At 62.9% G+C, this 25,657-nt stretch carries 29 protein-coding genes; 13 read left to right on the forward strand and 16 right to left on the reverse strand.

Going from position 1 to position 25,657, the window contains the following annotated elements; genetic code table 11:
* The first annotated feature begins 14 nt into the window (after window positions 1–14).
* Genes AC07UR_RS18275 through AC07UR_RS18285 form a run of 3 tightly spaced genes read left to right on the forward strand, consistent with a single transcriptional unit; the run spans window position 15 to window position 4,318 of the window.
* Entirely contained in the window at window positions 15–1,634 is a 1,620-nt protein-coding gene (locus AC07UR_RS18275; RefSeq protein WP_209788841.1) for an ABC transporter substrate-binding protein, read from the forward strand.
* A 60-nt stretch (window positions 1,635–1,694) separates the two neighbouring features.
* A complete protein-coding gene (locus AC07UR_RS18280; protein ID WP_173421264.1) occupies window positions 1,695–2,639 on the forward strand; it encodes an acetamidase/formamidase family protein in 945 nt (314 codons plus the stop codon).
* Window positions 2,636–4,318 (forward strand): ABC transporter ATP-binding protein, encoded by a 1,683-nt coding sequence (locus AC07UR_RS18285; protein ID WP_209788843.1) that lies wholly within the window; start codon window positions 2,636–2,638, stop codon window positions 4,316–4,318. The genes AC07UR_RS18280 and AC07UR_RS18285 overlap by 4 nt, the downstream gene beginning before the upstream one ends.
* Window positions 4,319–4,402: 84 nt before the next feature.
* Here the strand turns inward: AC07UR_RS18285 and AC07UR_RS18290 are convergent, their stop codons facing one another.
* The 7 genes from AC07UR_RS18290 to AC07UR_RS18320 all read right to left on the reverse strand — a co-directional run bounded on the left by AC07UR_RS18290 (window position 4,403) and on the right by AC07UR_RS18320 (window position 7,139).
* The gene (locus AC07UR_RS18290; RefSeq protein ID WP_209788846.1) at window positions 4,403–4,591 is read right to left on the reverse strand and encodes a hypothetical protein; all 189 of its coding nucleotides are present in this window, start codon (window positions 4,589–4,591) and stop codon (window positions 4,403–4,405) included.
* Between the two features lie 91 nt (window positions 4,592–4,682).
* A complete protein-coding gene (locus AC07UR_RS18295) occupies window positions 4,683–4,883 on the reverse strand; it encodes a hypothetical protein (protein WP_173421267.1) in 201 nt (66 codons plus the stop codon).
* A 154-nt stretch (window positions 4,884–5,037) separates the two neighbouring features.
* On the reverse strand, window positions 5,038–5,523 hold the full coding sequence (locus AC07UR_RS18300; RefSeq protein ID WP_209788849.1) for a DUF1801 domain-containing protein: 486 nt from the start codon (window positions 5,521–5,523) through the stop codon (window positions 5,038–5,040).
* Between the two features lie 11 nt (window positions 5,524–5,534).
* On the reverse strand, window positions 5,535–5,747 hold the full coding sequence (locus AC07UR_RS18305) for a hypothetical protein (RefSeq protein ID WP_209788852.1): 213 nt from the start codon (window positions 5,745–5,747) through the stop codon (window positions 5,535–5,537).
* A gap of 76 nt (window positions 5,748–5,823) precedes the next feature.
* On the reverse strand, window positions 5,824–6,234 hold the full coding sequence (locus AC07UR_RS18310) for an SRPBCC family protein (RefSeq protein ID WP_209788855.1): 411 nt from the start codon (window positions 6,232–6,234) through the stop codon (window positions 5,824–5,826).
* Entirely contained in the window at window positions 6,231–6,554 is a 324-nt protein-coding gene (locus AC07UR_RS18315) for an ArsR/SmtB family transcription factor (protein WP_173421271.1), read from the reverse strand. Before AC07UR_RS18315 ends, AC07UR_RS18310 begins: the two co-directional genes overlap by 4 nt.
* A gap of 180 nt (window positions 6,555–6,734) precedes the next feature.
* Window positions 6,735–7,139 carry a VOC family protein gene (locus tag AC07UR_RS18320; RefSeq protein ID WP_209788858.1) on the reverse strand — a complete coding sequence of 135 codons (405 nt, stop codon included), beginning with the start codon at window positions 7,137–7,139 and terminating at the stop codon, window positions 6,735–6,737.
* A 216-nt stretch (window positions 7,140–7,355) separates the two neighbouring features.
* Between AC07UR_RS18320 and AC07UR_RS18325 the strand changes: the two genes are divergently transcribed.
* Window positions 7,356–8,159, forward strand: a complete 804-nt coding sequence (locus tag AC07UR_RS18325; protein WP_268833704.1) for an APH(3'') family aminoglycoside O-phosphotransferase — start codon at window positions 7,356–7,358, stop codon at window positions 8,157–8,159.
* A gap of 161 nt (window positions 8,160–8,320) precedes the next feature.
* Here the strand turns inward: AC07UR_RS18325 and AC07UR_RS18330 are convergent, their stop codons facing one another.
* The 4 genes from AC07UR_RS18330 to AC07UR_RS18345 all read right to left on the reverse strand — a co-directional run bounded on the left by AC07UR_RS18330 (window position 8,321) and on the right by AC07UR_RS18345 (window position 11,954).
* Complete coding sequence (locus AC07UR_RS18330; protein ID WP_234941660.1) at window positions 8,321–8,581, reverse strand: DUF1127 domain-containing protein; 261 nt, start codon at window positions 8,579–8,581, stop codon at window positions 8,321–8,323.
* Between the two features lie 564 nt (window positions 8,582–9,145).
* Complete coding sequence (locus AC07UR_RS18335) at window positions 9,146–9,634, reverse strand: GlcG/HbpS family heme-binding protein (RefSeq protein WP_209788863.1); 489 nt, start codon at window positions 9,632–9,634, stop codon at window positions 9,146–9,148.
* A gap of 116 nt (window positions 9,635–9,750) precedes the next feature.
* Window positions 9,751–10,350, reverse strand: a complete 600-nt coding sequence (locus AC07UR_RS18340) for a response regulator transcription factor (protein ID WP_327795817.1) — start codon at window positions 10,348–10,350, stop codon at window positions 9,751–9,753.
* Window positions 10,347–11,954 (reverse strand): sensor histidine kinase, encoded by a 1,608-nt coding sequence (locus AC07UR_RS18345; RefSeq protein WP_209788866.1) that lies wholly within the window; start codon window positions 11,952–11,954, stop codon window positions 10,347–10,349. Before AC07UR_RS18345 ends, AC07UR_RS18340 begins: the two co-directional genes overlap by 4 nt.
* 367 nt (window positions 11,955–12,321) lie before the next feature.
* Here AC07UR_RS18345 and AC07UR_RS18350 point away from each other — a divergent pair, with 367 nt between their 5' ends.
* Complete coding sequence (locus tag AC07UR_RS18350; protein ID WP_173421277.1) at window positions 12,322–12,627, forward strand: hypothetical protein; 306 nt, start codon at window positions 12,322–12,324, stop codon at window positions 12,625–12,627.
* 57 nt (window positions 12,628–12,684) lie between these two features.
* Here AC07UR_RS18350 and AC07UR_RS18355 read toward each other — a convergent pair whose 3' ends face one another.
* From AC07UR_RS18355 to uxuA, 3 genes are all read right to left on the reverse strand, one after another.
* The gene (locus tag AC07UR_RS18355; RefSeq protein ID WP_209788869.1) at window positions 12,685–13,224 is read right to left on the reverse strand and encodes a ribonuclease H family protein; all 540 of its coding nucleotides are present in this window, start codon (window positions 13,222–13,224) and stop codon (window positions 12,685–12,687) included.
* 211 nt (window positions 13,225–13,435) lie between these two features.
* Window positions 13,436–14,128: an RraA family protein gene (locus AC07UR_RS18360; RefSeq protein ID WP_209788871.1), complete on the reverse strand. Its 693-nt coding sequence runs from the start codon at window positions 14,126–14,128 to the stop codon at window positions 13,436–13,438.
* A complete protein-coding gene (uxuA, locus tag AC07UR_RS18365; protein WP_209789697.1) occupies window positions 14,125–15,330 on the reverse strand; it encodes a mannonate dehydratase in 1,206 nt (401 codons plus the stop codon). The genes AC07UR_RS18360 and uxuA overlap by 4 nt, the downstream gene beginning before the upstream one ends.
* Before the next feature lie 206 nt (window positions 15,331–15,536).
* Between uxuA and AC07UR_RS18370 the strand changes: the two genes are divergently transcribed.
* From AC07UR_RS18370 to AC07UR_RS18405, 8 genes are all read left to right on the forward strand, one after another.
* Window positions 15,537–16,292 (forward strand): FadR/GntR family transcriptional regulator, encoded by a 756-nt coding sequence (locus tag AC07UR_RS18370; protein WP_209788874.1) that lies wholly within the window; start codon window positions 15,537–15,539, stop codon window positions 16,290–16,292.
* Window positions 16,293–16,381: 89 nt separating this feature from the next.
* Window positions 16,382–17,347 (forward strand): substrate-binding domain-containing protein, encoded by a 966-nt coding sequence (locus AC07UR_RS18375; RefSeq protein WP_209788877.1) that lies wholly within the window; start codon window positions 16,382–16,384, stop codon window positions 17,345–17,347.
* A gap of 61 nt (window positions 17,348–17,408) precedes the next feature.
* Entirely contained in the window at window positions 17,409–18,944 is a 1,536-nt protein-coding gene (locus AC07UR_RS18380) for a sugar ABC transporter ATP-binding protein (RefSeq protein WP_209788880.1), read from the forward strand.
* Complete coding sequence (locus tag AC07UR_RS18385) at window positions 18,941–19,933, forward strand: ABC transporter permease (protein WP_209788883.1); 993 nt, start codon at window positions 18,941–18,943, stop codon at window positions 19,931–19,933. The genes AC07UR_RS18380 and AC07UR_RS18385 overlap by 4 nt, the downstream gene beginning before the upstream one ends.
* Before the next feature lie 19 nt (window positions 19,934–19,952).
* Entirely contained in the window at window positions 19,953–20,738 is a 786-nt protein-coding gene (locus AC07UR_RS18390; RefSeq protein WP_209788886.1) for an SDR family NAD(P)-dependent oxidoreductase, read from the forward strand.
* A 20-nt stretch (window positions 20,739–20,758) separates the two neighbouring features.
* Window positions 20,759–21,877 carry a mannonate dehydratase gene (locus AC07UR_RS18395; protein WP_209788888.1) on the forward strand — a complete coding sequence of 373 codons (1,119 nt, stop codon included), beginning with the start codon at window positions 20,759–20,761 and terminating at the stop codon, window positions 21,875–21,877.
* A 9-nt stretch (window positions 21,878–21,886) separates the two neighbouring features.
* The gene (locus AC07UR_RS18400) at window positions 21,887–22,789 is read left to right on the forward strand and encodes an SMP-30/gluconolactonase/LRE family protein (RefSeq protein WP_209788890.1); all 903 of its coding nucleotides are present in this window, start codon (window positions 21,887–21,889) and stop codon (window positions 22,787–22,789) included.
* Window positions 22,786–23,805: an aldose epimerase family protein gene (locus AC07UR_RS18405; RefSeq protein ID WP_209788892.1), complete on the forward strand. Its 1,020-nt coding sequence runs from the start codon at window positions 22,786–22,788 to the stop codon at window positions 23,803–23,805. The genes AC07UR_RS18400 and AC07UR_RS18405 overlap by 4 nt, the downstream gene beginning before the upstream one ends.
* A gap of 170 nt (window positions 23,806–23,975) precedes the next feature.
* Here AC07UR_RS18405 and AC07UR_RS18410 read toward each other — a convergent pair whose 3' ends face one another.
* Entirely contained in the window at window positions 23,976–24,566 is a 591-nt protein-coding gene (locus AC07UR_RS18410) for a 3'-5' exonuclease (RefSeq protein ID WP_209788894.1), read from the reverse strand.
* A gap of 242 nt (window positions 24,567–24,808) precedes the next feature.
* Window positions 24,809–25,594: a DUF899 domain-containing protein gene (locus AC07UR_RS18415; RefSeq protein ID WP_209788897.1), complete on the reverse strand. Its 786-nt coding sequence runs from the start codon at window positions 25,592–25,594 to the stop codon at window positions 24,809–24,811.
* Window positions 25,595–25,657 lie beyond the last annotated feature (63 nt).

Here is a 25,657-nt window from a genome sequence, read left to right on the forward strand (position 1 = left end):
AAAGGGGAACAACAATGTTCAAAAGCTGGCTTCGAAATTCAACCGTCGCAACGGCGCTGATGCTTGCGCCGCTACCTGCCTTCGCGCAGGACGCGCCAAAGCAGGGCGGCGATATCGTCATCACCTACAAGGACGACATCGCCACGCTCGATCCGGCCATCGGCTACGACTGGGTCAACTGGTCGATGATCAAGAGCCTGTTCTCGCGGCTGATGGACTATACGCCCGGCACCACAGAGCTGGTGCCGTCGCTTGCCGAGAGCTTCGAGGTCGCGCCCGATGGCCTGACCTATACGTTCAAGCTGCGCAAGGGCGCGAAGTTCACCAATGGCCGCGAAATCGTCGCCGCCGACGTGAAGTACTCGATCGAGCGTGCGGTCGATCCGAAGACGCAAGGGCCGGGCGCCGGCTTCTTCGGCGCGATCAAGGGTTTTGACGACGTCACCGGCGGCAAGACGACGACGCTCGAAGGCATCGAGGCGCCGGATGCCTCGACGGTGGTCTTCCACCTGTCGCGCCCCGATGCGACCTTCCTGCATGTTCTCGCCGTCAACTTCGCCTCCGTCGTGCCGAAGGAAGCAGTCGAAGCCGCCGCCGGCGATTTCGGCAAGAAGCCGGTCGGCTCGGGCACCTTCATCCTGAAGGATTGGACCGTCGGCCAGAGCCTGACCTTCGAGCGCAATCCGGATTATTTCATCAAGGACATGCCGCACATCGACAAGTTCACCGTCGAAGTCGGGCAGGAGCCGCTGGTCGCGCTTCTTCGCCTGCAGAAAGGCGAGGTCGACATCGCCGGCGACGGCATTCCGCCGGCAAAGTTCCTCGAGATCAAGAACTCGCCCGAGGGCGCCGAGATCATCGTCGACGGCCAGCAACTGCACACCGGCTATGTGACGCTCAACACCAAGGTCAAGCCCTTCGACGACGTCAAGGTGCGTCAGGCCGTCAACATGGCGATCAACAAGGAACGCATCACCCGCATCCTCAACGGCCGGGCAACGCCCGCCAACCAGCCGCTGCCGCCGCTGATGCCGGGCTACGACAAGGCCTTCACCGGCTACGCCTTCGACGTCGAAAAGGCCAAGGCCCTGCTTGCCGAAGCCGGCCACCCCGATGGCTTCGAGACGATCCTCTATTCCACCAACACCGATCCGCAGCCGCGCATCGCCCAGGCGATCCAGCAGGATCTGGCAGCCGTCGGCATCAAGGCCGAGGTTCGCGCGCTCGCCCAGGCCAACGTGATTGCTGCCGGCGGCACCGAAGGCGAAGCACCGATGATCTGGTCGGGCGGCATGGCCTGGATCGCCGACTTCCCGGATCCGTCCAACTTCTACGGTCCGATCCTCGGTTGCTCGGGTGCTGTCCAGGGCGGCTGGAACTGGTCCTGGTATTGCAACGAAGATCTCGACGCACGCGCGGTTGCTGCCGATTCCATGTCGGATCCGGCCAAGGCTGGCGAGCGCCAGGCGGCGTGGGGCAAGATCTTCACCGACATCATGGCGGATGCGCCCTGGGTGCCGGTGACCAACGAACGCCGGGTCGTCGCCAAGTCGCCGCGCATGGGCGGTGCCGGCGAGATCTACGTCGATCCGACCCGCGTCATCAACTACGACGCGATCTACGTGAAGCAATAAGCCCTTGGGCTCTCCGGACCTCGATGTCCGGGGAGCCTCTTATCATCTGGGGAGAGAAAAATGTGCGTTGCCTGCACCCATACCATTCACCGCGCCAAACACCACTTCGGCTGGAACCGCGATTTTGAACCGACATTGATCGCCAAGCCGGGGGAGACCATTCATTTCGAGTGCCTGGATTCGTCGGGCGGACAGTTGGGTGCGGGCTCGACGCTCGAGACGCTGGCAAAGCTCGATTTCAACCGGATCAATCCGGTGACCGGTCCTGTTTTTGTCGAGGGTGCTGCACCCGGCGACGCGTTGAAGGTGACGATCCGCCGCTTCGTCCCTTCCGGCGTCGGCTGGACCGCCAATATTCCGGGCTTCGGCCTGCTTGCCGACCAGTTCAGCGAGCCGGCGCTGCACATGTGGTCCTATGACGCCATCAGCATGGCGCCGGCGCTTTACGGCCCGGGCGGTCGCGTTCCGCTCAAACCCTTTGCCGGCACGATCGGCGTGGCGCCGGCCGAACCGGGTCTGCATTCCGTCGTACCGCCGCGTCGGGTCGGCGGCAATCTCGATATTCGCGACCTGACCTCGGGCGTGACGCTCTATCTGCCCGTCGAGGTCGAGGGTGCGCTGTTTTCGATCGGCGACACGCACGCGGCGCAGGGCGACGGCGAAGTCTGCGGCACCGCCATCGAGAGCCAGATGGAGGTCGAAGCGACCATCGAACTCGTCAAGGATGCGCGTCTCGCAAGTCCGCGCTTCACAACGCCGGGGCCGGTCACCCGCCATCTCGACGCAGCAGGCTACGAGGTTACCACCGGCATCGGTCCCGATCTGATGACCGGCGCGCGCGAAAGCCTGATGCGCATGATCGACCTGCTCGGTGCCGAGCATGGATTGAGCCCGGTCGATGCCTATCTGCTCTGCTCGGTCTGCGGCGATCTCAGGATCAGCGAAATCGTCGACGCCCCGAACTGGGTCGTGTCCTTCTACTTCCCGAGGATCGTCTTTTCGTGACAGCATCCCAATCCGCTCCCCCGCCGGTTCTCCGTGTCGACAGACTGTGTGTCGATGCACGAACGCCCGATGGCGCCAAGCGCGTGCTCGACGAAGTCAGCTTTGACCTGAAGCTCGGCGAAACGCTGTGCATTGCCGGCGAGAGCGGATCGGGAAAGTCCGTCACGTCGCTGGCGATCATGGGATTGCTGCCGAAGGCATCGCTGCGGATTGCGTCCGGCAACATCCAGCTCGAAGGACGCGAGCTTTCGCGCCTCTCGAATTCCGCCATGCGCAGCGTGCGCGGCGGCGATGTCGCCATGGTGTTTCAAGAACCGATGACATCGCTCAATCCTGTGATGTCGATCGGCGCTCAGCTGACCGAGGCGATCCGCGAGCACCAGGGCTCGGAAGGTGTTTCGGCCGAGGCGGTGGCACTGCGCATGCTCGATGCCGTGCACATTACCGAGCCGGCGCGACGGTTGACGCAATATCCGCATGAACTCTCGGGCGGCATGCGCCAGCGTGTGATGATCGCCATGGCGCTCTCCTGCCGGCCGAAGGTGCTGATCGCCGACGAGCCGACGACAGCGCTCGACGTCACCGTGCAGGCCCAGATCCTGAAACTGATGAAGGAATTGAAGCAGGAGTTCGGTGCCTCGATCATCCTGATCACCCATGACATGGGCGTGGTCGCCCAAATGGCCGACCGCGTCGTCATCATGCAGCAGGGAAGGGTGGTCGAGCAGGGCGGGGTGCTACCGATCTTTGAGACGCCAAGGGCACCTTACACCCGCGAGCTTCTGGCGGCGGTGCCGAGATTGGGCGCCCATGCCGGCACCGATGGACCACCGCGCGTGGGGTCTGAGCCGCTGGTCGGGAACCCGGAGACGGCAAGCCCGGTGCTATCGGTGCGCGGCCTTGAGGTTGACTACGGCAAGAAAGCGGGTTGGTTCTCGAAAGCCAAGGAGAGCCGGCCGGCGGTCAGCGACGTGTCCTTCGAGATTCTGCCGGGCCAGACCCTGGGGCTCGTTGGCGAAAGCGGATCAGGCAAGTCGACCACCGGCAAGGCGGTACTCGGGCTGGTGCCGTTCAGCGGCGAGGTTCTCGTCGATGGCTGCGATATCGGCCCGCTCAGCCAGCGCCAAATGCGGCCGGTGCGGCGCTCGGCGCAGATGATCTTTCAGGACCCCTATGCCTCGCTCGATCCACGCATGGCGGTCGGCGCGGCGATCGCCGAGCCGTTGATCATCCACGGTATCGGCAACAGGAGCGAGCAGGACGATCGGGTTGCCGATCTTCTGCGGCGCGTCGGGCTCGGGCCGGATGCAGCCAGCCGCTATCCGCACGAGTTTTCTGGCGGCCAGCGCCAGCGCATCTGCATTGCCCGGGCACTCGCCGTCAACCCGAAGCTGATTGTTGCCGACGAAAGCGTTGCTGCACTCGACGTCTCGGTGCGTGCCCGCGTGCTGGACCTGATGCTGGAACTGCAGGAGACGATGGGCCTTGCCTACCTCTTCGTCTCTCACGATATGGCCGTGATCGAACGCATGTCGCACCACGTCGCCGTCATGCGCGCGGGCCGCATCGTCGAGATGGGCACGCGCCGGGCCGTGTTCGAAGATCCGCAGGAGCCCTATACGCGGGCATTGATGGCTGCAGTCCCCATTCCCGATCCGGCACTCAGAGCGGTTGCCTGACGGCGAGGGTGTCCAGCGCGGCGATATTGGCTGTGCACGGGAGATGTGAGCAGCCAGACCGACCGCGTCTTCAGTGCGCGGCATCTAGGATTGCTGCAAGCAGAAGATCCCGAAGTTGAGAGCGAGCAGTCCGAGAAGCGTTGCCAGGAAACTTCCCAGGGCGGCGAGGGTTCTCTCGCCACCGGGTTTTCCACGATGCTTGCGGGAGAAGATGGTGGCGATCGCAACGCCCAGGGATATGCCGGCAACAGCCGGCATGGACATCAGTTGCATCGTAGATCCTGTTTGACGGTGCGGAGCCTATCGGCCGTGCGCAGTGTCGGCGACCTGTGCGACGGCCATTCAGCCTGCGAAATTCATGAGATCACAGGCCAATAGCCCGGCCGCGCAGCCGCAGCGCGCCTTCGAGCGCATCCTTGACCTGCAGCGCGCGGCGCAACCCCGGGGACTGGGTCTCACCCGCGGCCTCGATGGCGTTTTGTGCATGGGAGATGGCGATATTGATTTCGGCATCGCTGACCGATCGATCGAGCGCCAGCGCCTGCGCGGCGGCCTCATTTTCCATTGACATCATGTCACTCCATCAAATCACCCGGCATCGGGCAAATCACCCAGCATCGGGTGAGGAGCGTGTACTTAGGTGAAGCCCCGCGCGTTCCCAAGCCTGTCGGACGGCCGCATTCTCGCTATGCTTAATGGAGCGTTAACGCTGGCGATTGTCACATGCGTTCACCGGGCAATTGGCTCGCTTGCCTAACCCAGTCGACGAATTGCTCTTCATCGAGATCGTCGTTCTCGCGAATGTCGAGATAGCGCACGTCCTTCTGCTTCGACTGGCCGGGCGGAACCGGATCGAGCAACGCGCCGCGGAAGAACGCCACCTTGATGTACTTGGTGAAGACGTGGATGCCGAGGAAAAAGCCCTCGCCCTCAAGGCCATAGAGGGGAGAGTTCCATTTTACAGCCTTGCAGACGCCGGGGACGGCGCGTTCGATCAGCGCGTCCAGCCGCCGCCCGGCATCGCTCTTCCAGCCCGGCATCGCCGCGATGTAAGCTTGGACGGGGGCGTCGCCATGGCCCTTGGCGATCTGCGGATTGCCGCCGGACAGCAGTGGGACTTCGCTGGGCGCAACAGGAGCCGCCCCGTCAGGTTTGGCTTTCTTGGCCGTCGGCTTCTCCGATGGCTTTGTCGTCTTGCCAGCCATGCCGCGTGCTCCTAACCCGCCGAATGCCGTCGGCCAAGATAGGGCAGCAAGAACATGTAAAGGCCGGTGGTCAGCAGGATCGCGAGCGGAAAAAGCGGCAGGAAATAGACCCACTCGGCCGGCTGCTTGCCTATCCCCAGGGTGGCGAAGATGGCGGAGACCACCGCCGCAAAGACAAGAGACGTCCAGCGGTGGACCTGTCGTATGCAATTGTTCCAGTTCATTGGCATATCCTCAACGTACCAGCCGGAACGGATCGGATGATCCGCCCGGCACGAACACGCGGTGCGGGACAGATCGTCAGTCCAGCCGCTCCAAGACCTGCTCGAGGGCCGAAACGAACCTTGGCCATCCAGCCTGCGCACCGTGATAGTAGGGCTGCTGGTCCGGCCGGAAACCGGATTGCTCCATGCGCAGGTGGGTGCCGGCGCCCGTCGGCGTGAGCGTCCAGGTGACGACGCTCTTCAGGTCCTTGGTGTCCCAGGTGTAGGACAGCGACCTGTTGGCCTCGACTGTCTGCACCTGGCAATCTACCGCGCCCCAGTCGGCCGTGAGATTGAAACGGTGGCCCTGGTCTGGCTTAAAATTGTTCTTCATCAGCCACTCCTCGATCAGGTGCGGCTGGGTCAGCGCGCGCCAAATTTTTTCGGCCGGATAGGGCACTTCCCGTTCAACGACGACGGTGAGCGTTTCGGTTGCAGTTTCGATCATTGATCCATCCTTTTGAGCAGGTCTTCAAGGTCGTCAAAACGGTTCTGCCAGAACCCGGTCATCTCTTTTGCCCAGCCGACCAGCGGGTCAAGCGCGCCGAGTTCAGCGCTGTAATGCGTCAGCCGGCCCTCGTGCCGGTCCTTGACCAGGCCGGCGCGCTTCAGCACCCCAAGATGTTTGGAAACAGCTGGCTGCGAGATCCCGGCATGCGCCGTCAGGGCCCCGACGGTCTGGTCGCCTTCGCGGCAGAGCCGTTCAAAAATGGCCCGCCGCGTTGGGTCAGCAAGGGTCTTGAACAGGATTTCGTGTGGCAGTGGCATGGCAATTCAATAACTCGCTGGCTATGGGTTTAATCCATAACCGGCGAGCTATGATTAAGTCAAGCCCGACTCACGGGAAAACCGCGACCTGAAATCGGACGCTTCACCCTTCGGCCTGATCGCAGGATCGACGGGCACGAACGCCATATCCTGTTGCGCTGTCTTGCCTTCGGCTGCCGCTCAGGTCCTGCCATCCGTAAACTGAACGAGATCCCAAAGGTTGCCGTAGAGGTCCTTGAAGACCGCGACAGTCCCGTAAGGCGCTTCCTTGGGTTCCCTCACGAATTCGACGCCTCGCGTCGCGAGAGCTTTGTAGTCGCGCCAGAAGTCGTCGGTTCGCAGGAAGAGAAAGACCCGTCCTCCCGCCTGGTCGCCGATATAGTCCTGCTGATGGGCATTGGACGCACGCGCAAGAAGCAAGGAGGTATTGCCGTCACCTGCAGGCTTAACGACGACCCAGCGCTTGTCCTGTTCCGGTTGGTAGCTATCCTCCACCAGGACGAACTTCAGCGTGTTCACATAGAAGTCGATCGCTTCGTCGTAGTCACGGACGACAAGAGCGATGAGTGCGAGCGCCTGGTTCATTTCCGTCCCTTGTCATGTGTTTGAGCCTTGCCGCTCGGTCGGACATCCATCTGTCGACCACCGGCGGTCATTTCATTGCAAGCCGTCATCGGCAGCAGCTGTATCAGTGCGGAAGGCAGCCGATGATGCCGAGCTTATCGGTCGTTCCATGGTTGCAATCTTTGCTGGCGGCACCCAGCTAACACAAGCCGTTTCAAGACCGTGGGAGCCGTCGCTTTGAGTTGGACACAGGAATTGCTCGGGCGTTTGCCCTTCGAATGGAAGCCTGTCATGACCGGCGAGTCCGGAGATTTCGTCTACCGCCGCGGCGACGGGCACGCCTACGCCAAAGTCGCAACGGCTCTCCGCTCCGAAGAGCTTTCCGGGGAACGCGATCGGCTCTTGTGGTTGCAGGGCAAAGGCATACTCGTCCCCGAAGTGATCGATTGGCATGTGGCCGAGGACGGTGCATGTCTGGTCATTTCGGCAATCGAAGGCGTGCCGGCCGCCGCGCTTTCGGCGGCCGACTTGCTGCAGGCCTGGCCCTCCATGGCCCGGCAACTTGGAGCACTCCACGCGCTGGATACCGGTCAATGCCCTTTCGATCGCAGCCTTGCGCCGATGTTTGCGCGCGCCGCAGACGTGGTCGGGCGGAATGCCGTCAATCCCGATTTCCTGTCCGACGACGAGCGGCAGACGCCCGCAACAGACTTGCTGGCACGGGTGGAGCGGGAGCTTGCAGTTCGCCTCGAGCAGGAGGCGAGGGACCGGGTGGTCTGCCACGGCGATCCTTGCATGCCGAACTTCATGATCGACCCTCAGACCCTTCGCTGCACCGGCATGATCGATGTCGGGCGTCTGGGAACCGCGGACCGTTACGCCGACCTGGCGCTGATGACCGCCAACGCCGGTGAAAGCTGGACTGGGCTGGATCAGGCACAACGGGCGACCGCAATTTTGTTCGAGGCACTCGGGATCACCGTACCCGATCTCGGGCGCCTGGATTTCTACCTGCGTCTCGATCCCCTGACATGGGGTTGATTTGGACCTCAGGTGCGAGCCCGCTGCGCGGTACCTGGTGCTCGGCACGGGCTGCGTTGCTGTAGCAAAGGTAGGTCACGGGCGCGACTGGCGTCGAGCCCGTGTTGCATGAGCGGCATCAACCGTCTCACCCTGACGGGTTTGACGATTGATGCATCAGGTCAGTTGATACGGACGGCCGGAGCCCACCGGGGCGATGCCCAGGCAGCGATCCAGGGGTCGTCGGGCGGTTCGTCGATTTCGGGAAGCCCGATATCGCGGCGCATCCTGTTGGAGAGGCCGGTCGCCTGGTTGACCAGCCGGTGATGCCGCCAGGCCGCCCGAATGAGGCCGGTTGTTGTTTTCCAGATGCCGAACGTACGGCACAGGTCGTCGAGGGCTGCCGGCAGAGTGCCGGCAACAGGCAAAGATGTCTCACGCATGTGTTTATCCCGACGCTGCGACGCGATCGGATCCTCTAAAAGTTGATTTGGGCTTGGACGCGATTCGTCGCGTCATGGGCCGGTAACGTTAGGTCAGTTGGGAAATGCCGGGCCGTTGAAGGCCAGCGTTCAGGCGCTTTGTGAACCCGACGGGGCAAAGCAGGATGCAAGGTGCATCCCGAGTACAGCAACGGTTCCACCAGAAGTGCGCATATTAAAGAGAGTATATGTCATCTCACGCCTCCTTCAGTGTGGGTTGCAGACAATGTAACGTCGCACGGGATTGCCGGCACGGCAAGGCGCAATTTCGAATTGCAATTATATCGCCACGGATATGTTGCTCTCCGGCAACACGTTACTGTCGCCGGTCTGTCGGCAAACCTGTGCGCACTCGGCGGCACCGTTCCGATCCAGAACATCTTGGTTGTCGCAGGCCGCCTCAGCGCCACTGGCCGGTGCCGGGCGACCCCGGATCGCCCACACGCTTCCGCCCCAGGGCGGTGCAATCGTCCTGGGGGATCGCGACGATCTTGGCCGGGAGAACCGGCCACCGGTGGTTTCAGATTACTTCAACTGTCCGGCAGCTTTTTCGATGGCAGCGGCGGCGCAAGCCTCATCGAGATTGCCGCCGGGAGCGCCACCCACGCCGATCGCACCGATGGTGACGTCACCGGCCTTGATCGGGACGCCGCCGGCAAGCACCAGGAAGCCTTCGATGTTGACCAGTTCGGCGGCTGCCGGGTTCTTGGCGACGTTCTCGGCCATTTTCGAGGTCGGCGTGCGCGAGGATGCGGAGGTGAACGCCTTGGCACGCGCTGCCCCAACAGTATGCGGGCCGGCATTGTCGGCGCGCACGAGCGCGCGCAGCACGCCGGCGCGATCGACCACCGCCGCCGTGACGTTGTATTTGTCGGCGGCGCAGGCCTGAACGGCATTCACGGCGATCTCGACGGCAAGGCTCGACGGGATGTTCTTTTCGGTGAGCAGTTCGGCCTTTGCGGTGCCGCTGACGACGACGAGTGCGCAAGCCGTTGTGAGGAGGGTCTTGATCATGGCGTGGTTCCTATTCTTGTTCCGGAGGAAGCGTTTCGCTTTTCCGAAACCAGCACTACCCAATCAGCCCGAGCGGCAGAATCCGCGATGCCACCACCCGGCATAGGTAGGACAACCTATGCCGACCCCTTCTCCGCCATCGTCAACCGAACGAACTCGGCCACTGAGCTGGTGCCGAGCTTGTCGGCGATCTTGGCCCTGTGCGCATCGATTGTCCGTGCCGAGATGTTGAGCGCCGCCGCGATCTCCTTGCTCGCCCAGCCCATGGCGACCATGTCGAGGACTTCGCGCTCGCGCTCGGTCAATCGGGCCAGCTGCAGTCGTGCCTCGCGCTTTTCGAGCCGCGCGTCGAAGCTGGCGAATGCCTGCTGCAGAGCCTCCACCAGCACTTCACCGTCGACCGGTTTGGTCAGGAAGTCCTGGATCCCCGCCTTGAAGGCACGCCGACAGGCTGCGACGTCGCCATGGCCGGTGATCATGATCGTCGGCCAGTCAATGCCGCGCTCGGCCAGCTTTGCATGCAGTTGCAGCCCCGAAACCAGCGGCATGCGCAGATCGACAAGAAGGCAGCCCGGTCTCTCCTCGTCGACATGCGTCAGGAAAGTCTGGGGATCGCCAAACGTCTCGACATCGATGCCGTAGGTGCGCAGCAGAAAGGCGATAGCAGCCCGTACCGCCTCATCGTCGTCGATCAGATAGACCCGGTATTTGCTCACAGCGTCTCCCGTTTCCCCGTGCGTGGCAGCGTAATCGTAAACCATGCCCCGCCATCTGGAGCATTCTCCGCTTCAATTCGGCCATCGACGCGCTCCACCAATGTCGCACACAGCGAGAGCCCCAGACCCATGCCATCGGCCTTGGTCGTAAAAAAGGGTTGAAACAGTTTGGGAAACGCAGTTGCGGCGATCCCGGGCCCGTTATCGCGAACGATGATCTTCATCTCGTCACCAATGGCTCGTGTCTCGATTTCGACCAACGGGTCTGCAGTCTTCGCGTCCTCCAGCGCATCGGCCGCGTTGCGGATCAGATTGTGCAGCACCTGCTCCAGCTCGATCGGGTCGACGTCGGCCACAAGCGCCTCCTTCGTCAGATCGAGCTTGAGCCGGATGTCGCGCCCTTGAAGATCGGCGCCGGTCAGCGCTGCGATTTCGGCAACGATATCGTTGATCGCGCTTGTGACAGGTTCCGGCGTTCGGTTGGAGGCATAATCGCGCATCCGCCTCAGCATCTCACCCGCCCGTTTCGCCTCGCGGACATTGACCTCAAGCGCCTCGGAGATCAGCCCGATATCGGGCTTGTCGGCGCTGGCCAATCGGAGTGCCGCCTGGCTGCGGCTCAGCATCGCCGTCAGGGGTTGCGTCAGTTCATGCGCGATGCCCGACGCAAGCTCGCCCATGGCGTTGACGCGCGAGGCGTGCGCAAGAAGCGCCTGTCGCTCCTGCAACAGCGCGCGGGCCTCGGCCTCCTCGGTCGACATTCGGGATTTCTGGACGGCAGCCCGCTGGCGAAGCGCAAACATCAGCGCAAAGGACGCCAGTCCGGCCATGGCGGCAAAGCCGATCAGCTGTCTGATCGGCAGGAGTGCGTCGGTCGGCATCGGCCGGTCGAGCGACAGCGAGATCCTTTGACTGGCGCTGTCGATCGTCGATTCGAAATGGGCAGGCGCGACGAAGGAGACGGCTGCGCCGGCTGTCTCCTCGGCAGGTAAGTCGACCAGGAGATGATTGTCGAGCGTGAGCGTCAGATGCGCCCATCGCGGCCGCTCTTCCGGCTCCAGCAAATGGCGCGCATCGATGGAAAGCACCAGCGCGGTGTCCGATGGCGCTTGCGCCCTTTTGGCCAGCAGGTAATGGCCGTCTCGGCCGACATAGGCCGAGACCTTGCCGGGCTGTTGTTGTGAGATCGCGTCGCGCAGTGGCGAAAGATCCTCGCCTTTGCCGAAGGGGACTTCGATCAGCGGTACGAGTTCATTGCCACTTTGAGCCGTCAGCGTCGCTTCGTTCCCGATCTTCTCATCGAGCGAAACGAGTGCGAGCCAGGCGATGCGCGGATAAAACCGCGCAACGCTCTCCATCACCTGCCGGGTGGCGTCCAGTCGTGCCGGTTCGGTGTCATCGGCAAGCGCGATCAGGCTGGTCATATGTGCGTCGTGCTGCGCCGCGCGCTGGGATATCAAGCGGTGCAAGGTCCGGCCCGCAGTCGTCAGTTCATCGCCGAGGCGCTGCCGCGACGATTCGATGGAATAAAACGCAAAGGCCAGGACCGCGGCGAGCCACAGCGCCGTAGCAAAGAGCCAGGATTTCAGGAGGCCGCTACTCACGTTCACGGATCCACGGTCGAAGGCGACGTGACCGGCCTACCGGCGTCTTCCACCTGGTCCGGCGCGTACAAGGGAAATGGGGCGGTCAATTCGAACATGCCTCTGCTTTGCGGGTCAACGCATCTCCAGCCCGACAATCTGCCCAGGCAAAATTGAGGCCGTCCGATCTGATAGCACGCACGCGTAAAGATGAAACCCGGCTGAAGCGGTCTCCGGTTCGAACTGAACTGCCGGCGCCTGTCATGCAGCAGTCGCATGGCCGACATGATTTGCTAATGGACGCTGCGATCTCCATATCTAGACCAACACCTGAATTCGACGTGATGCCAGCGCCGCAGTTTATCCTGCCGGGCGCGAAGGAGATAACATGATCGGGATCCCAAAGACGCTGGAAGACATGAGTGCGCGTGAGCGGTACGGCATGCTGGAAACGGTCGCCGGAGCACTGGAGGCCGTTGCCGAAGAGGCGGAAGATCTGGGCGACATCCGTTTCGCGGCCCACTCGAAATGCGTCGCCTGCACGATCCGCGGATACACTGACAATCTCGCGGCCCAGGATATCAAGTCCGCCGAGCTTCTTCTCGAGCTTGGCATTACGCTCGTCCATCTGTCGTCGACGAGATCGGCCGGTGCCGAGACCACGATGTCCCACAATGTGCGAGTCTGTCACTAGCGTTTCCGAGCACCGTCGCGATTGGCGCGACGATGCTGGCGAAAGACATTTGCGGGATCAGCGAGCGCCGGTCCGGGCAGATTGGCGCCCAAGCGCCGCAAGCCTGTCTGCGCGCTCGTTGCCGACGAGCCCGGAATGGCCCTTGCACCAGGCGACAGTCAGTTCGGGGTTGCTTGAGAGCTGAAGGTCGATCGCCATCCAAAGCTCGGCATTCGCTATTCTTCGGCTCCGGACCTTCGCATTCGGGACAATCTTCTTCCAGCCGTTGTTCTTCCAGATCAAGCGCCAGCTGTTGCAGCCATTGACCGCGTGGACGCAATCGGACCAGACAATTGCGCGCCTGGCAGACGCGTTGCCGTTGACCCACAGCGTCGCCTTGAGCAGCGCGGTCAGCTCCATCGTGTTGTCGGCGGAACGCCGGGCGCCACCGAACTCGGACGCGATCTCCGTTCCATCGTGATAGACGACAAATGCCCAGCCGCCCTCGCCGGAGCTCGGTTCGTACGAGCCGTCGGTGAAGACGTGGAAGCCTGCGGAGGAAGGCTGCGCCTCGGCCGTATGGGTGCGGGAGCCGAGCATGGTGAGGGCGTCGTTCATATCGCTGGTCTGATCCTGTGTGCCACTTTGCCTACCAGACGAGCAGGAATGTTGCCCGTTACACATCGCATCCCTAAATCCGCCGGTATCCTCGACGGCTGACCAACCCCCTGTCTTAGACGGTCGCCGTGATAGCAAAGTCCGGCGTTGGGGGCAGGCAGGGCCTTTCGCCCATGAACGCGGGTACCGTCGCGGTTCCTGCCCTCGCCGACTACATGACGCCGAAGCGCTCGAACGCCTCGACCGTGCTCATGCCGGCCTCAATCGCCAGGCGAACCTTGTTTTCCGTCTCGGCCTTTTCGAAGGCGAGGGCGATCGCCTCCTGTTCCGCCTCGCGCGGGATAACGAGTACGCCGTCGCGATCGCCGAAGAGGATGTCGCCGGGGCGGATGCGGATGCTGCCGATCTCGATCGGGACGGCGTAGTCCACCACCTTGCCGCGCGGACCCTGATCTTGAGCATAGGATCCATAGCAGAACGTCGGAAAGTCCAGGGCCAGGATACCGCCGCTGTCCCGGCAATAACCATCGCAGATCGCGCCCGCAGCCTTCAGCTGGATTGCGCGCGTCGACATCAGTTCACCCCAGACGGCATAACGTGGTGAGGAGCCTGCGCAGACGTAGATTTCGTTGGGTTTCAGGCTGTCGAGGGCATGGAACATCAGGCCGAATGGCTTGGCGCTGATCTCGGCGTGGCCGCCGTTGCTCGCGGTCGCAAAGAAATCCGCCTCCAGCACCGGCATCGCTCGGCCGATTGCCACCATGTCGTCACGCAGGGCCTTGATCCGCGGCGGCAGGAACTGGTGCTGCAGCCCCATCGTGTCCAGGATGTCGCCGACCACGGCGGTAAAAAGCCGGCTTCGCATGGCCGCGAACAAATCGGCATCGTTCTCAAAAGTCTTCATCGTGTCACCTGTCCGTTCTGTGCGGCCCTGGCCGCAGAAATGCCCTGCATCACGCCGCGAATTTCGGCGAGCCCCTTCAGACGGCCAATGAGCGAGTAACCGGGGTTGATCCGTTCTTTGCCGATATCGTCGGCGAGCAGATGCCCATGGTCTGGGCGAACGGGAATCTGCCAGTCGTCGCGTCCGGAAGCGTGGCGGCGCTCCTGCTCCTCAAGGAGAGCGAGGATGACGGCCGGGATATCGCTCGATCCGCCAAGATGGTCGGCCTCATGAAACGAGCCGTCCGCTTCGCGCTGGACGTTGCGCAGATGGGCGAAATGAATGCGCGAGCCGAACTCGCGCACCATCGCGGGCAGGTCATTTTCGGCGCGGGTGCCGTAGGATCCTGTGCAGAAGGTCAGGCCGTTGGCGGGGCTGTCGGCCGCCGCCAGGATGCGGCGCGCATCATTGGCCGTGGAAACGATCCGCGGCAGGCCATAGAGCGGGAAGGCCGGATCGTCGGGGTGGATGCAGAGTTTTACCCCGATCTCTTCGGCCACCGGGACGATCTCGCGCAGGAAGTGCGCGAGGTTTTCATGCAGGTCCTCGGCGCTGACGCCATCGTACTCCGCGAGTGCTCCGAGAAAGCCAGCGCGATCGAACTTGCGCTCCGATGCCGGCAGGCCGGCAATCAGGTTGCGTTCGATCCGTTCGATCTTTGCAGGGGTCATCGCAGCAAAGCGCGCCTGTGCCGCTTCGATCTGGGCCGGCGAATAGCTTTGCTCGACGCCCGGCCGCTTCAAGACGAAGAGATCGTAGGCGGCGAAATCGATGGCATCGAAGCGCAGCGCGTATCCACCTGTTGGCAGCGGGTGCATGAGTTCTGTGCGGGTCCAGTCGACCACCGGCATGAAGTTATAGCAGACCGTGCGAATGCCGCAGCGCGAAAGCGCCCGCATCGTGTCCTTGTACCAGCCGACGTAGCGTGCGCTGTCCGATGATTTGAGCTTGATCGAATTGTGCACCGGAATGCTCTCGACCACACTCCAGCGCAAACCTGCCGTCTCGATCAGCGCCTTGTGCTTCAGGATCTGATCGTCGGACCAGGGTGAGCCGTCATAGACGTGATGGAGCGCAGTGACGATGCCCTTCGCACCCGCCTGCCGGATATGGCTGAGCGGCACCGGGTCGTCGGGGCCATACCAGCGAAAGCACTCTTCCATCGGCCTCATTTCTTGAACTCCTGCGATCTCGATGATGATCTTTATTGTTGGACCAGGTGATGCATTAAGGAGCGACGCAGAGATAAATTCAAGTAAAAATGAGCGGATAATGCCGAATTCTTCCTGCTGGCGCTGAAATCTCCGCAGGGTGCTTGACATATTTTCCAATCTGGACCAACAAATAGAGCAACGCAAAGGAGGAGAGCGTGGCGCACAATTCCGCAAAACCGGAGCATTCGACAGGCGTCGAGCCAGCTGAGGTCGGCAAGACGTCGGCGGTCGACAGGCTCGTCGAGCAGATCAGGGATCTGATCGCCGAACGCGGTCTCGGCATTGGCGACGCGCTGCCGACCGAGCGCGATCTCGGCGAACAGTTTCAGGCGGGGCGCAACACGGTGCGTGAGGCGCTGCAGGTTTTGCGCGCCTATGGGCTTGTCGAGACGCGGCCCAAGGTCGGCGCCGTCATCAGCGGCGGTCACGGCGAGGCGATCCGCCGGCTCTTTGCCTTTCACAATGGCATATCGCCCGATTCCTTTCGCGACCTTCAAGGCTTCCGCCGCATCATCGAGACCGGCGTCGGCGATCACATCATCCTTCATGCAAGCGAAGCCGACCTCGACAGGTTGGAAGCGGCCAACGCCCGGATCCGGACGGCTGAGAGCGTCGAGGAAGCGGCTCGCTACGACTACGAATTCCACGAGGCGATCGTCGAACTCTCAGGCAACAGGACGACGCTCGCCGCCTACCGGATGATGCGCTCGGTGATCGAAGAGGTCATGCGTCTGGGCAAGGCGGAGCGGCCGGTGCAGTCGGCGACCTACGAGGCCCATGCCGAAATCATCGGTGCGCTGAGAGCGCGCGACCGGATTGCCTACGCCTATCTCATGAGCCGTCATCTCGAATTCGGCCTCAAATTCGTCGGTGCGCCATCGGGCGCCCAACCCGCTGCGATCAAGACATAGGCGGCATCGTTTCCAGCATTCAGTCAGCGCCGGCCCCTATGCCCGCGGGTCCGGCAATACGATCAAGGGCATCGGGGAGGAGACCCAAAATGATCAATGCAAAACGCCACGTCCTGACGCTCGCAGCCCTTCTGGTGAGCGCCAGCTTCGCACCCAATGCCGCCCTTGCTGATGGCAAGGCCATCGCCGGCATCGTCTTCCAGCAGGACCAGTATTTCCGCGGTATCCAGATCGGCATGGAGAAGGCGGCGGAAGCGGCCGGTGACGAGCTTCTCGCCGGAAACAGCGACAGCAAGCTCGAAAAAGAAGCGCAGCTGATCGACACCTATATTGCCCGCGGCGTCAACTCGATCGTTGTCGCGCCGCTTTCGGCCGACGCTTCCGTTCCGGCCCTCAAGAAGGCGCGCGATGCCGGCATCACGGTCGTCACCTACGGCACGTCGGCCAATGGCGATGTCGCCCAGGCAACGGTGACGAGTTCGGATCGGGATATCGGCATCGGCACCGGCGAGGCGGCCGCTCCGTTCCTGAAGACGCTTGGAAATGGCGCGAAGGTCAAGATCGGTACCCTCGCCTTCAAGGCGCTGTTGCCGGAGCAGTCGAACGCCCGCGTCGACGGCTTCCTGCACGTGGTGTCCGATCAGGTCGAGATCGTTGCCCAGCAGGATGCCTGGCTCGCCGAAAAGGCATTGGCCGTTGCCAGCGACATGCTGACCGCCAATCCGGATATCAAGGTGATCTATGCCGCCAATGAAGGTGGCACGATCGGCGCCGTCCAGGCGGTGAAGAAGGCCGGGCTCGAGGGCAAGGTGTTCGTCTTCGGCACCGACGGTTCCGAGCAGCTCGCCAACATGCTGCTCGACAAGGACAACGTGCTGCAGGCGACGACGGCGCAGCAGCCTCTCGAGGTCGGCAAGCAGGCGATCGAGGCCGCGCAGAAGCTGCTGGAAGGCAAGACGTTCGAAACGAAGGTCAATGTTCCCGTCCTTCCGCTCACACGCGCAAATGCCGATGGCGTGGCTGCCTACAAGGAAGGCCTGAAGGCTCTGAAGTAAGGTTGCGGGGCGGGGTCTTTTGACCCTGCCCATCCATTGCTGCGCCAACCGGAAACCACGGATGACCTACTCACAACCCCGGACAGATGCCGCTCAAGGGCGGCTCGAATTCCGATCCGTCACGAAGCGTTACGGCCCGACGGTCGCCCTGTCGGAGTTTACCCATGATTTTGCCCCGGGACGCGTTCATGCCCTCATGGGAAAGAACGGCTCCGGCAAATCGACGCTGATCAAGCTTCTCGCCGGCGTCACCGAACCCACCTCGGGCACGATCAGCGTCAACGGACGAGACCAGACATTTACCTCGCCGCACGATGCGTTCGATGCCGGTATCGTGACCGTGCACCAGGAGTTGTCGCTGGTGCCGGAACTCTCCGTCGGCGAGAACATCTTTCTCGGTCGCCTGCCGCACACCAGGCGTGCCGGCTTTCGCGTCGTCGACTGGAAAGGGCTGCATCGCCGCGCGACTGACCTTCTGTCCGACATGGGGCTTTCGATCGATTCCCGTCAGCCGGTCTCAGCGCTCAGCGTCGGGCAGCAGCAGGTGGTCGAGATCGTCAAGGCGATGTCGTTCAACCCGTCGATCCTGCTGCTCGACGAGCCGACATCGGCGCTCGCCTCGAAAGAGGTCAAACAGCTCTTCGCGTTGATCGAGCGGTTGCGGGCGCGTGGGGTGACGATGATCTACATCACCCACCGCATGAGCGAGCTTTTCGAGATCGCCGATACCTGCACGGTCATTCGCGACGGTCACTATATCGGTGCGGTTGAGATGCGCATGACCTCGCCCTCCGAGATCGTCGGTATGATGTTCGGCGACGCCGCCCGCGCGACGCGTCCGCCGCGACAGACGATCGACCGGGTGAAGCCTCTGCTCCAAGTACGCGGCCTGACCCGGGCAGGTCACTTCAACGACGTCTCCTTCGACCTTTATCGCGGCGAAATCCTCGGGATCGCCGGTCTGCTCGGCTCGGGCCGCACCGAACTCATGCGCGCGATCTTCGGCGCCGACCGGATCGATGCCGGCACGGTTCACCTTGAGGGACGGTCGATGACGGGGGCGACGCCGCGTCAGATGCGCGCCGCCGGCCTTGGCTATACGCCGGAGAACCGCAAGGAGGTCGGCCTCGTGCAGTCGCTGCCGACCGCCGACAATCTGTGCATGGCAAGTCTCGGTCCGATTGCACGCAATGGTCTCATTTCCCGCCGGCGCGAACAGCCGTTTATCGACCGCCAGATCGCCGACCTGCACATCAAGTGCGGCGATCCGGAACTGCCGGTGTCTTCGCTCTCGGGCGGCAACCAGCAGAAGGTGGTGATCGGCAAGTGGCTGAACAGGGCTCCGTCGGTGATGTTCTTCGACGAGCCGAGCCGTGGCGTCGACGTCCAGGCCAAGCGGCAGATCTTCGATATCATATGGCAGAAGGCATCGCAGGGTCTTTCGAGCATCTTCGTTTCGACGGAGCTCGAGGAGGTCCTCGAAGTGGCCGACCGCATTCTGGTGATGCACCACGGCAATGTGGTGGCAGAGGTGGACCCCACCAGCATCGACCTTACCCAACTCTACGGCCTATGCATGGAAGGGGCCTCCCAATGACACTTGTCAGCCAAACCGCAGAAGACAGGGGACAGAACGTCTCGCTGCGACTGCTCAAGACCTACCCGATGGAGATCATCCTCGCGGCTCTGGTCCTGTTCCTCATCCTGATGGCACCGGGTTTTGCCTCGACCGCCAACATCCTCAACGTGCTGCGAACCGTGGCGATGCTGGGGATCATCGCCTTCGGCATGACGGCGGTGATCATCTCGGGCGAGATCGATCTTTCTGTCGGCGCCGGGGTGGCGCTGGCCGGTTGCATCGTCGCCTGGTTCGCCGATGCCTACACGGACGCAATCGGCGGCTGGAGTGCGGTCATCCTCGGCTTTGCCGTGGCACTCACTGTCGGCTTCTCGCTCGGCTATCTCACCGGCCGCTTCCGGCAATGGTTCAACGTGCCGACCTTCATTACCACGCTCGCCCTCTTTGCCGCCCTTCGCGGTGTCGCCAATCTCATCACCGGCGGATTTCCGCTGTCGACCTTTCCGGCCGGCTTCGATTTCCTCGGCGGCGGCTATCTCTTCGGCATACCGTTCCCTGTCTACATCTTCGCACTCACCTTCGCCGCCATGCATTTCCTGATGAAATACACCAGCTTCGGCCGCGAGGTTTATGCGGTCGGCGGCAACATGGAGGCAGCGCGGCTTTCAGGCATCGACATCTGGAAGGTGAAGGCGCTGACGCTCGGTCTTACCGGGGCATTGACGGCGATTTCGGGAACGCTGATCGCCTCGCAGATCGGCGCTGGCACCGGCACGACCGCCACCGGCATGGAACTCGACGTGATCGCGGCCGTCATCATCGGCGGCACCTCGCTGTTCGGCGGCAAGGGCCGGATCTGGGGAACCCTGATCGGGGTGCTTTTCCTCGGCTGCATCTCCAACGGCATGACGCTGATGAATGTCAGCGAGTACTGGCAGTACGTGGTGCGGGGCGGGATCATCCTTGGCGCCGTGCTTCTCAATCAAGTCCTGGAACGTGTGCGCTAAGGGGAATTCGGAGCTGATCATGACTGAATTTGCAGGAAAAATAGCGCTCATCACCGGAACCTCCGGCATCGGGCTGGCATCGGCGATCCGGCTTGCTTCGGCCGGCGCCAAGGTTCTCGCTTGCGGCAACGATGCCGCGGCGAACGCGGCGTTCGACCGGATCGCCGGCGAGCGCGGCCTTGCCATGGCCTCGCGACTGACCGACGTGTCGGTCGAGGCAGAGGTGGCGGCCGCCGTCGCCGACGTCGTATCGCGCCATGGCGGGCTCGACATTGTCGTCAACGCCGCCGCCGTCCATCCCTTTGGCACCGTTCTCGACACCAGCTTCGAAACCTGGAACCGGTGCCTGTCCGTCAATGTCGGCTCTATCTATCTGACCGGACGCTTTGCCATCCCGGAGATGGACAAGCGCGGCGGCGGGGCGATCGTCAACATCTCCTCGGTGCAGGGTCACAACTGCCAACAGAACGTCGCAGCCTATGTCGCCACCAAAGGCGCCATCCATGCGCTGACCCGCGCAATGGCGCTCGATCACGCCGACATCCGCGTACGGGTGAACTCCGTCAGCCCCGGCTCCGTTCGCACGCCGCTGTTGTCGCTGGCCGCGCGCACCTATGGCGGCGAGGGCGTCAGCGAAGAGGACGCCTTCGCCCGCTTCGGTGCGGCCCACCCGGTCGGCCGCATCGGCGAGCCGGAGGAGGTCGCAGAACTCGTTGCCTATCTCGCCTCCGATCGTGCCGGCTTCATCACCGGATCGGACTTCCGCATCGACGGCGGGCTCACCGCCGGCATCGGCGTGAAATAATCGCATAGGGAAAGAACAAGATGAAAATCGGCCTTGGCCTCTACCGTGAACAGCTCACGCCCGACAATTATCGCTTCGCACTTCAGTCCGGCGCGACCCATATCGTTGCGCACCTGACCAACTATTTCGCCGGCAAGGACCCGAAGATCGACAGCGGCGACACCGGTGGGTGGGGCGATTGCTCGGCCGACCGCCTCTGGACCTATGAGGAGCTGTCGGCGCTCGTTCAGGACGTGCGTGCTGCCGGCCTCGAGCTTGCCGCGATCGAGAATTTTTCGCCGCGCTTCTGGCACGACATCCTGCTCGACGGTCCGGAACGCGGCGCGCAGATCGAGGCGTTGAAGCAATTGATCCGCGATGCCGGGAAGGCGGGCGTGCCCTGCATCGGCTACAACTTCTCGCTCGCCGGCGTCTACGGCTGGACGCGCGGCCCCTATGCGCGCGGCGGTGCGGAATCCGTCGGCTTCGGCGTCGAGGATGCGCCGGGTGCCGTGCCCGATCCGGACGCGCCGATCCCCGACGGCATGGTCTGGAACATGCGCTATCGGCGCGGGCTGCCGGGCGCAAAGCCGGTGTCGGTCAGCAATGCCGAGATCTGGGACCGTCTCTCCCGGTTCCTGAAGGAAGTCGTCCCGGTTGCCGAAGAGGCTGGTGTCATGCTCGGCGCCCATCCCGATGACCCGCCGGCGGAAGTGCTGCGTGGCACGGCCCGTCTGGTCAACCGGCCGGAGAAGTACGATCGGCTGATGTCGATCGTCGATTCCCCATCGAACGGGCTGGAGCTCTGCCTCGGCTCGCTGCAGGAAATGCCGGGCGGCGATATCTACGAACATGTCCGCCGGTTCGCGCGCTCGGGCCGCATCGGCTACATCCATTTCCGCAATGTCAGGGGCAAGATGCCGCGCTACGTCGAAACCTTCGTCGACGAAGGCGATATCGACATGGCCGAAATCGTCCGCATCCTGCGCGACGAGAACTATCAAGGCGTGATGATCCCCGACCATACGCCGGCCATGACCTGTGCCGCCTCCTGGCATGCGGGCAAGGCGTTTGCGCTTGGGTACATGCGGGCGCTGGTGCAGAACGCCCATGCGCTCGGACCGTCCCGGTCGCTTGTCCATGATATCGCGGCCGAATAGGAGGCGCGGATGGAGAGGTCGATCACCTGTGTAGCCCCGGTCGGTGACAAATGCGGCGAGGGCGCCGTCTGGTCGGCATCCGAGCAGGCGCTCTACTGGAGCGACATCAACCGCTTCCTCGTCCATCGCTATGATGAGGCGAGCGGTGCCGTGCGCTCCTGGATGTTCGAAGAGCCGGTGGTGGCGGTGTCGCTGACAAACGAGCCGGGCCGGTTCCTTCTGGCGCTCGCCTCGAAGCTCATCTTGTGGTGGCCGCAAGGCGACCGGCGCGAGGATCAAGGCTTCCGCCTGCCCGGATATCCGCGCGTGCGGTTGAATGACGGGCGCGCCGATCCGGCCGGAAATTTTTGGGTCGGGTCGATGAAGAACAACGTTCTGCCCAATGGGGAGCTCGGCGAGACGGCAGCAGGCGAGGGCATTCTCTACCGCATAGCACCGGATGGAAATGTGAGCGAATGGCGGCATGGGCTCGGCATTTCCAACACGCTGTGCTGGAGCCCCGATCGCAGCACCTTCTATTTCGCCGATACGCTCGCAAACGAGATCTACGCCTTTGACTACGCAGTGGTTGATGGCTCGATTTCGAACGAACGGGCCTTCCTTGCCGATTTCTCCCGCGGTTCTCCGGATGGCTCGGCAATGGATAGCGATGGCTATCTCTGGAACTGCCGTTTCGGCGGCGGCTGCATCGCGCGCGTGTCGCCTGAGGGCGCGGTGACGGAGGTCATCCAAATGCCGGTTACCAACATCACGACCTGCACCTTCGGCGGCGCAGACCTGAAGACGCTCTATGTCACGACGGCGAGCATCCTCTCGAAACCGGGAGAGCGGCTCGCCGGTAGCCTGTACTCTCTCAGGGTCGAGGTTCCAGGGCTGGCGGAGAACCGTTTTGGCAGGATCGTTTCGGCATGACCGAGACGACAAGGCGCGGCCTGGCCTGGGCGCATGGATGCCTGGCGGTACAATCTTTGGGCGGCATGCTGGGGCCGGTCACCTTCCTGCTGCCCGACGGGCGGCAGGTCAGCCCGTTGCATGTGGCGCCCTGGGGCGGGGATCCGAATAGAACGGCGCTGCCACCGATCTTGCAGGAACTGCGCGGCGAATGGCCTTGCGTGCCTTTCGGCAGCGACGGCTCGCGCCCGTTGCCCAAAGGTTGGTCGGACACCGGCGAAAGTTTCGTTGGCGCGGATGTGCCACACGGTCACGGCTCGAACGTGCATTGGAACTGGGGCGACTGCGACGATCGGCAGATCGTCTTGACGTGCAGCTACCCCGAGGACCATCCGGTCAGGCAATTGCGCCGGCGCATCGTGCCGGACCCGAACGCCGCCGCCATCGATATCACGCTCGAAATCGAGGTGCGGCGACCGTGCCGGTTGCCGATCGGCCTGCACCCCACCTTCCGCCTGACGCCCCGCCCCGGATCCGTCAGGCTCGAACCGGGAAAGTACAACGAGGCGCACAGCTTTCCCGGTGATGTGGAGCCGGGCGCTGCCCTGTTTGCGCCAGGTGGCCGATGGTCGAAGCTCCAGAGCGTCGATGCCCGCGACGGCACCACCGTCGATGCGACATCCGTACCGCTTGACCAGAATGCCGAGGAACTGCTGCAGCTTGTCGGCGTCGACGGCACGGTCGCCTTGCACTATCGGGACGAGGGGTTTCGTGCACGGCTCGCGTGGCAGAAGGAGCATTTTCCAAGTCTGCTGCTCTGGTACAGCAATCGCGGCCGGAAAGCCTATCCATGGGACGGGAAACATCTGGCACTTGGCGTTGAGCCGGTTTGCTCGGCCCTGGACCTCGGCCCCGCGGTGTCGACGGCCGACAACCCGGTGGCTTCGCCGGCCAGCCCGACCTCGCTATCCTTCCATCCCGATCAGCCGTTCATCACGCGCTACCGGCTTTCGGTCGAAGCCGCTGCCCTGGGCTGAAGTCCTTACGTCATTTCGTCGGCGTCTGGACCGCTCCTGGCCTCTTGCGCCTCTGTCGCTGCCGGTTCTGTATCCATCGGGACAAGCGGTGCCACCATGAAGGTGACACAAGGGTCGCGTAAGGCCCTCGTCAACTGGAACGGTTTTTCGGTCGGGCGCCTGCCTGCCGATCACTTCTTGCGGCAGGTGCAGGGGTCGTAGCCGTTGGCAAACAATCGGCCGGGCCTCATGCCAATCGCCACCGGGACGTCGCGGACCTCTGAAACGCGCAGAGATCGGGCAATTGCAAGGGCCGCCTCGGCGCAGATGGCCGCGTCTTCGGCCGCGTTGTGATGCGCGAAGGTCAGGCCGAGATGGCCGGCCAGGATGTTGAGCTTGTGCGATCCGAGATGCGGCCAGACCTTTTGCGCCATCTTCACAGAACAGAGATAGGACAGGTCCGGGTAATCCTGCCGGTAGAGATCGAGACAGGAACGCCAGACGCTGAAATCGAAGGCCGCATTGTGGGCGATCATGGTCGCGCCGCGAAAGTCGTCGGCGAACTCGTCCATCACCTCGGGAAATTCACCCGCATCTTCGACGTGTTCCGGGCGAATGCCGTGAATGGCGATGTTGAAGGAGGAAAAGCGCATGTCTTTCGGGCGGATCAGCCGTTCCTCGACCCGCACGACACGATCATCCTCGATCCAGGCCAGACCGACGGAACATGCGCTGCCACGCTGCTCGTTGGCGGTTTCGAAATCGATGGCGATGGTCTTCAAGGCATTCTTCCGGCTGGTCTTGTGCAGCAGGACCGAGGCGCTGCAACACCCTTCGCCCGTTCCGTTGAACGGGCGACGAATGCTGTAGCGATATGCAGGCGATTCGGCAAAGCTCGCTCGGTATTGGCGCGACAACCGCGCCCAGCGCTTGATGCCGTCGCCATAGCCCCTATTTCGCGACCCTTGCCGATGTTGCGCAGCTCAATAGCCGGCAAAACACTTTGCGTATGCGATCGGCACGCTCATGGCATCTCGTTTTGTTGCCGGTCCCGGAACGCCGCTTCGCCGGCATCCGACACTTCGACCCATTTCTTGTCAGGCACGGCGTCCGCGCCATAGTTGTCGTTCCAGTTCCACCATTTGTAGGTCGGCGTCTGGGGGTAGCCCGCAGGGGAATCTTCCCAGACCTCCTGGCGCCCGAGCGGTGTGATGTCGAGATAGTTCCAGGTGCTCCCCATCTGTTCGTCGCCGCGGTTGTTGATGAAGTAGGTGCGGAACACACGCTCGCCGTCGCGGTAGAACACGTTCGTTCCGTGCCATTCGGCGACCCCGAAGTCGGCATCGAAATCGTCGGTGATGGTGAACCATGGGATTTCCCAGCCCATGCGCGCCTTGAGCCGCGCGATATCGGCCTGCGGCGCGCGCGAAACAAAGACCAGCGTTGTGTCACGCGCGTTCAGGTGGGCGATGTGGGCAACCTGGTCGGCGACCATGGAGCAGCCCCTGCAGGCATGATCCGGCCAGCCGAACACGCCCGGTTCGAAGAAGGCACGGTAGACGATCAACTGGCGTCGACCGGCAAACAGGTCGGTGAGGCTGGCTCTGCCCGCAAGGCCGTCGAAGGCATAGGCCTTCTCCACGGCCATCCACGGCATGCGCCGGCGTTCGGCGGCAAGTGCGTCGCGCGCGCGGGTCTGGACCTTTTCCTTCACCAGCAGCTGCTGGCGGGCGTCTTCCCAGGCCCGTGGCGACACGACAGGAGGTGTCAGCATGGCGGGGTGACCGCCTTTTTCCGCAGATGTCGTCATGGCGGTTGAAACCTCCTTGTTGGCACGGGCGTCTCCGCGCGTGATTGCTCTGGAGGTAGTTTC

Source organism: Ensifer sp. GW821-FHT05G01, assembly GCF_059419585.1.

Excerpts from the sequence above, each read along its gene's own strand:
- AC07UR_RS18275 (WP_209788841.1), top strand. The coding sequence starts at position 15 with ATGTTCAAAAGCTGGCTTCGAAATTCAACCGTCGCAACGGCGCTGATG.
- AC07UR_RS18280 (WP_173421264.1), top strand. The coding sequence starts at position 1,695 with ATGTGCGTTGCCTGCACCCATACCATTCACCGCGCCAAACACCACTTC.
- AC07UR_RS18290 (WP_209788846.1), bottom strand. The coding sequence starts at position 4,591 with ATGCAACTGATGTCCATGCCGGCTGTTGCCGGCATATCCCTGGGCGTT.
- AC07UR_RS18295 (WP_173421267.1), bottom strand. The coding sequence starts at position 4,883 with ATGGAAAATGAGGCCGCCGCGCAGGCGCTGGCGCTCGATCGATCGGTC.
- AC07UR_RS18300 (WP_209788849.1), bottom strand. The coding sequence starts at position 5,523 with ATGGCTGGCAAGACGACAAAGCCATCGGAGAAGCCGACGGCCAAGAAA.
- AC07UR_RS18305 (WP_209788852.1), bottom strand. The coding sequence starts at position 5,747 with ATGAACTGGAACAATTGCATACGACAGGTCCACCGCTGGACGTCTCTT.
- AC07UR_RS18310 (WP_209788855.1), bottom strand. The coding sequence starts at position 6,234 with ATGATCGAAACTGCAACCGAAACGCTCACCGTCGTCGTTGAACGGGAA.
- AC07UR_RS18315 (WP_173421271.1), bottom strand. The coding sequence starts at position 6,554 with ATGCCACTGCCACACGAAATCCTGTTCAAGACCCTTGCTGACCCAACG.
- AC07UR_RS18320 (WP_209788858.1), bottom strand. The coding sequence starts at position 7,139 with ATGAACCAGGCGCTCGCACTCATCGCTCTTGTCGTCCGTGACTACGAC.
- AC07UR_RS18330 (WP_234941660.1), bottom strand. The coding sequence starts at position 8,581 with ATGCGTGAGACATCTTTGCCTGTTGCCGGCACTCTGCCGGCAGCCCTC.
- AC07UR_RS18335 (WP_209788863.1), bottom strand. The coding sequence starts at position 9,634 with ATGATCAAGACCCTCCTCACAACGGCTTGCGCACTCGTCGTCGTCAGC.
- AC07UR_RS18350 (WP_173421277.1), top strand. The coding sequence starts at position 12,322 with ATGATCGGGATCCCAAAGACGCTGGAAGACATGAGTGCGCGTGAGCGG.
- AC07UR_RS18355 (WP_209788869.1), bottom strand. The coding sequence starts at position 13,224 with ATGAACGACGCCCTCACCATGCTCGGCTCCCGCACCCATACGGCCGAG.
- AC07UR_RS18360 (WP_209788871.1), bottom strand. The coding sequence starts at position 14,128 with ATGAAGACTTTTGAGAACGATGCCGATTTGTTCGCGGCCATGCGAAGC.
- uxuA (WP_209789697.1), bottom strand. The coding sequence starts at position 15,330 with ATGGAAGAGTGCTTTCGCTGGTATGGCCCCGACGACCCGGTGCCGCTC.
- AC07UR_RS18375 (WP_209788877.1), top strand. The coding sequence starts at position 16,382 with ATGATCAATGCAAAACGCCACGTCCTGACGCTCGCAGCCCTTCTGGTG.
- AC07UR_RS18380 (WP_209788880.1), top strand. The coding sequence starts at position 17,409 with ATGACCTACTCACAACCCCGGACAGATGCCGCTCAAGGGCGGCTCGAA.
- AC07UR_RS18385 (WP_209788883.1), top strand. The coding sequence starts at position 18,941 with ATGACACTTGTCAGCCAAACCGCAGAAGACAGGGGACAGAACGTCTCG.
- AC07UR_RS18390 (WP_209788886.1), top strand. The coding sequence starts at position 19,953 with ATGACTGAATTTGCAGGAAAAATAGCGCTCATCACCGGAACCTCCGGC.
- AC07UR_RS18395 (WP_209788888.1), top strand. The coding sequence starts at position 20,759 with ATGAAAATCGGCCTTGGCCTCTACCGTGAACAGCTCACGCCCGACAAT.
- AC07UR_RS18400 (WP_209788890.1), top strand. The coding sequence starts at position 21,887 with ATGGAGAGGTCGATCACCTGTGTAGCCCCGGTCGGTGACAAATGCGGC.
- AC07UR_RS18405 (WP_209788892.1), top strand. The coding sequence starts at position 22,786 with ATGACCGAGACGACAAGGCGCGGCCTGGCCTGGGCGCATGGATGCCTG.
- AC07UR_RS18415 (WP_209788897.1), bottom strand. The coding sequence starts at position 25,594 with ATGACGACATCTGCGGAAAAAGGCGGTCACCCCGCCATGCTGACACCT.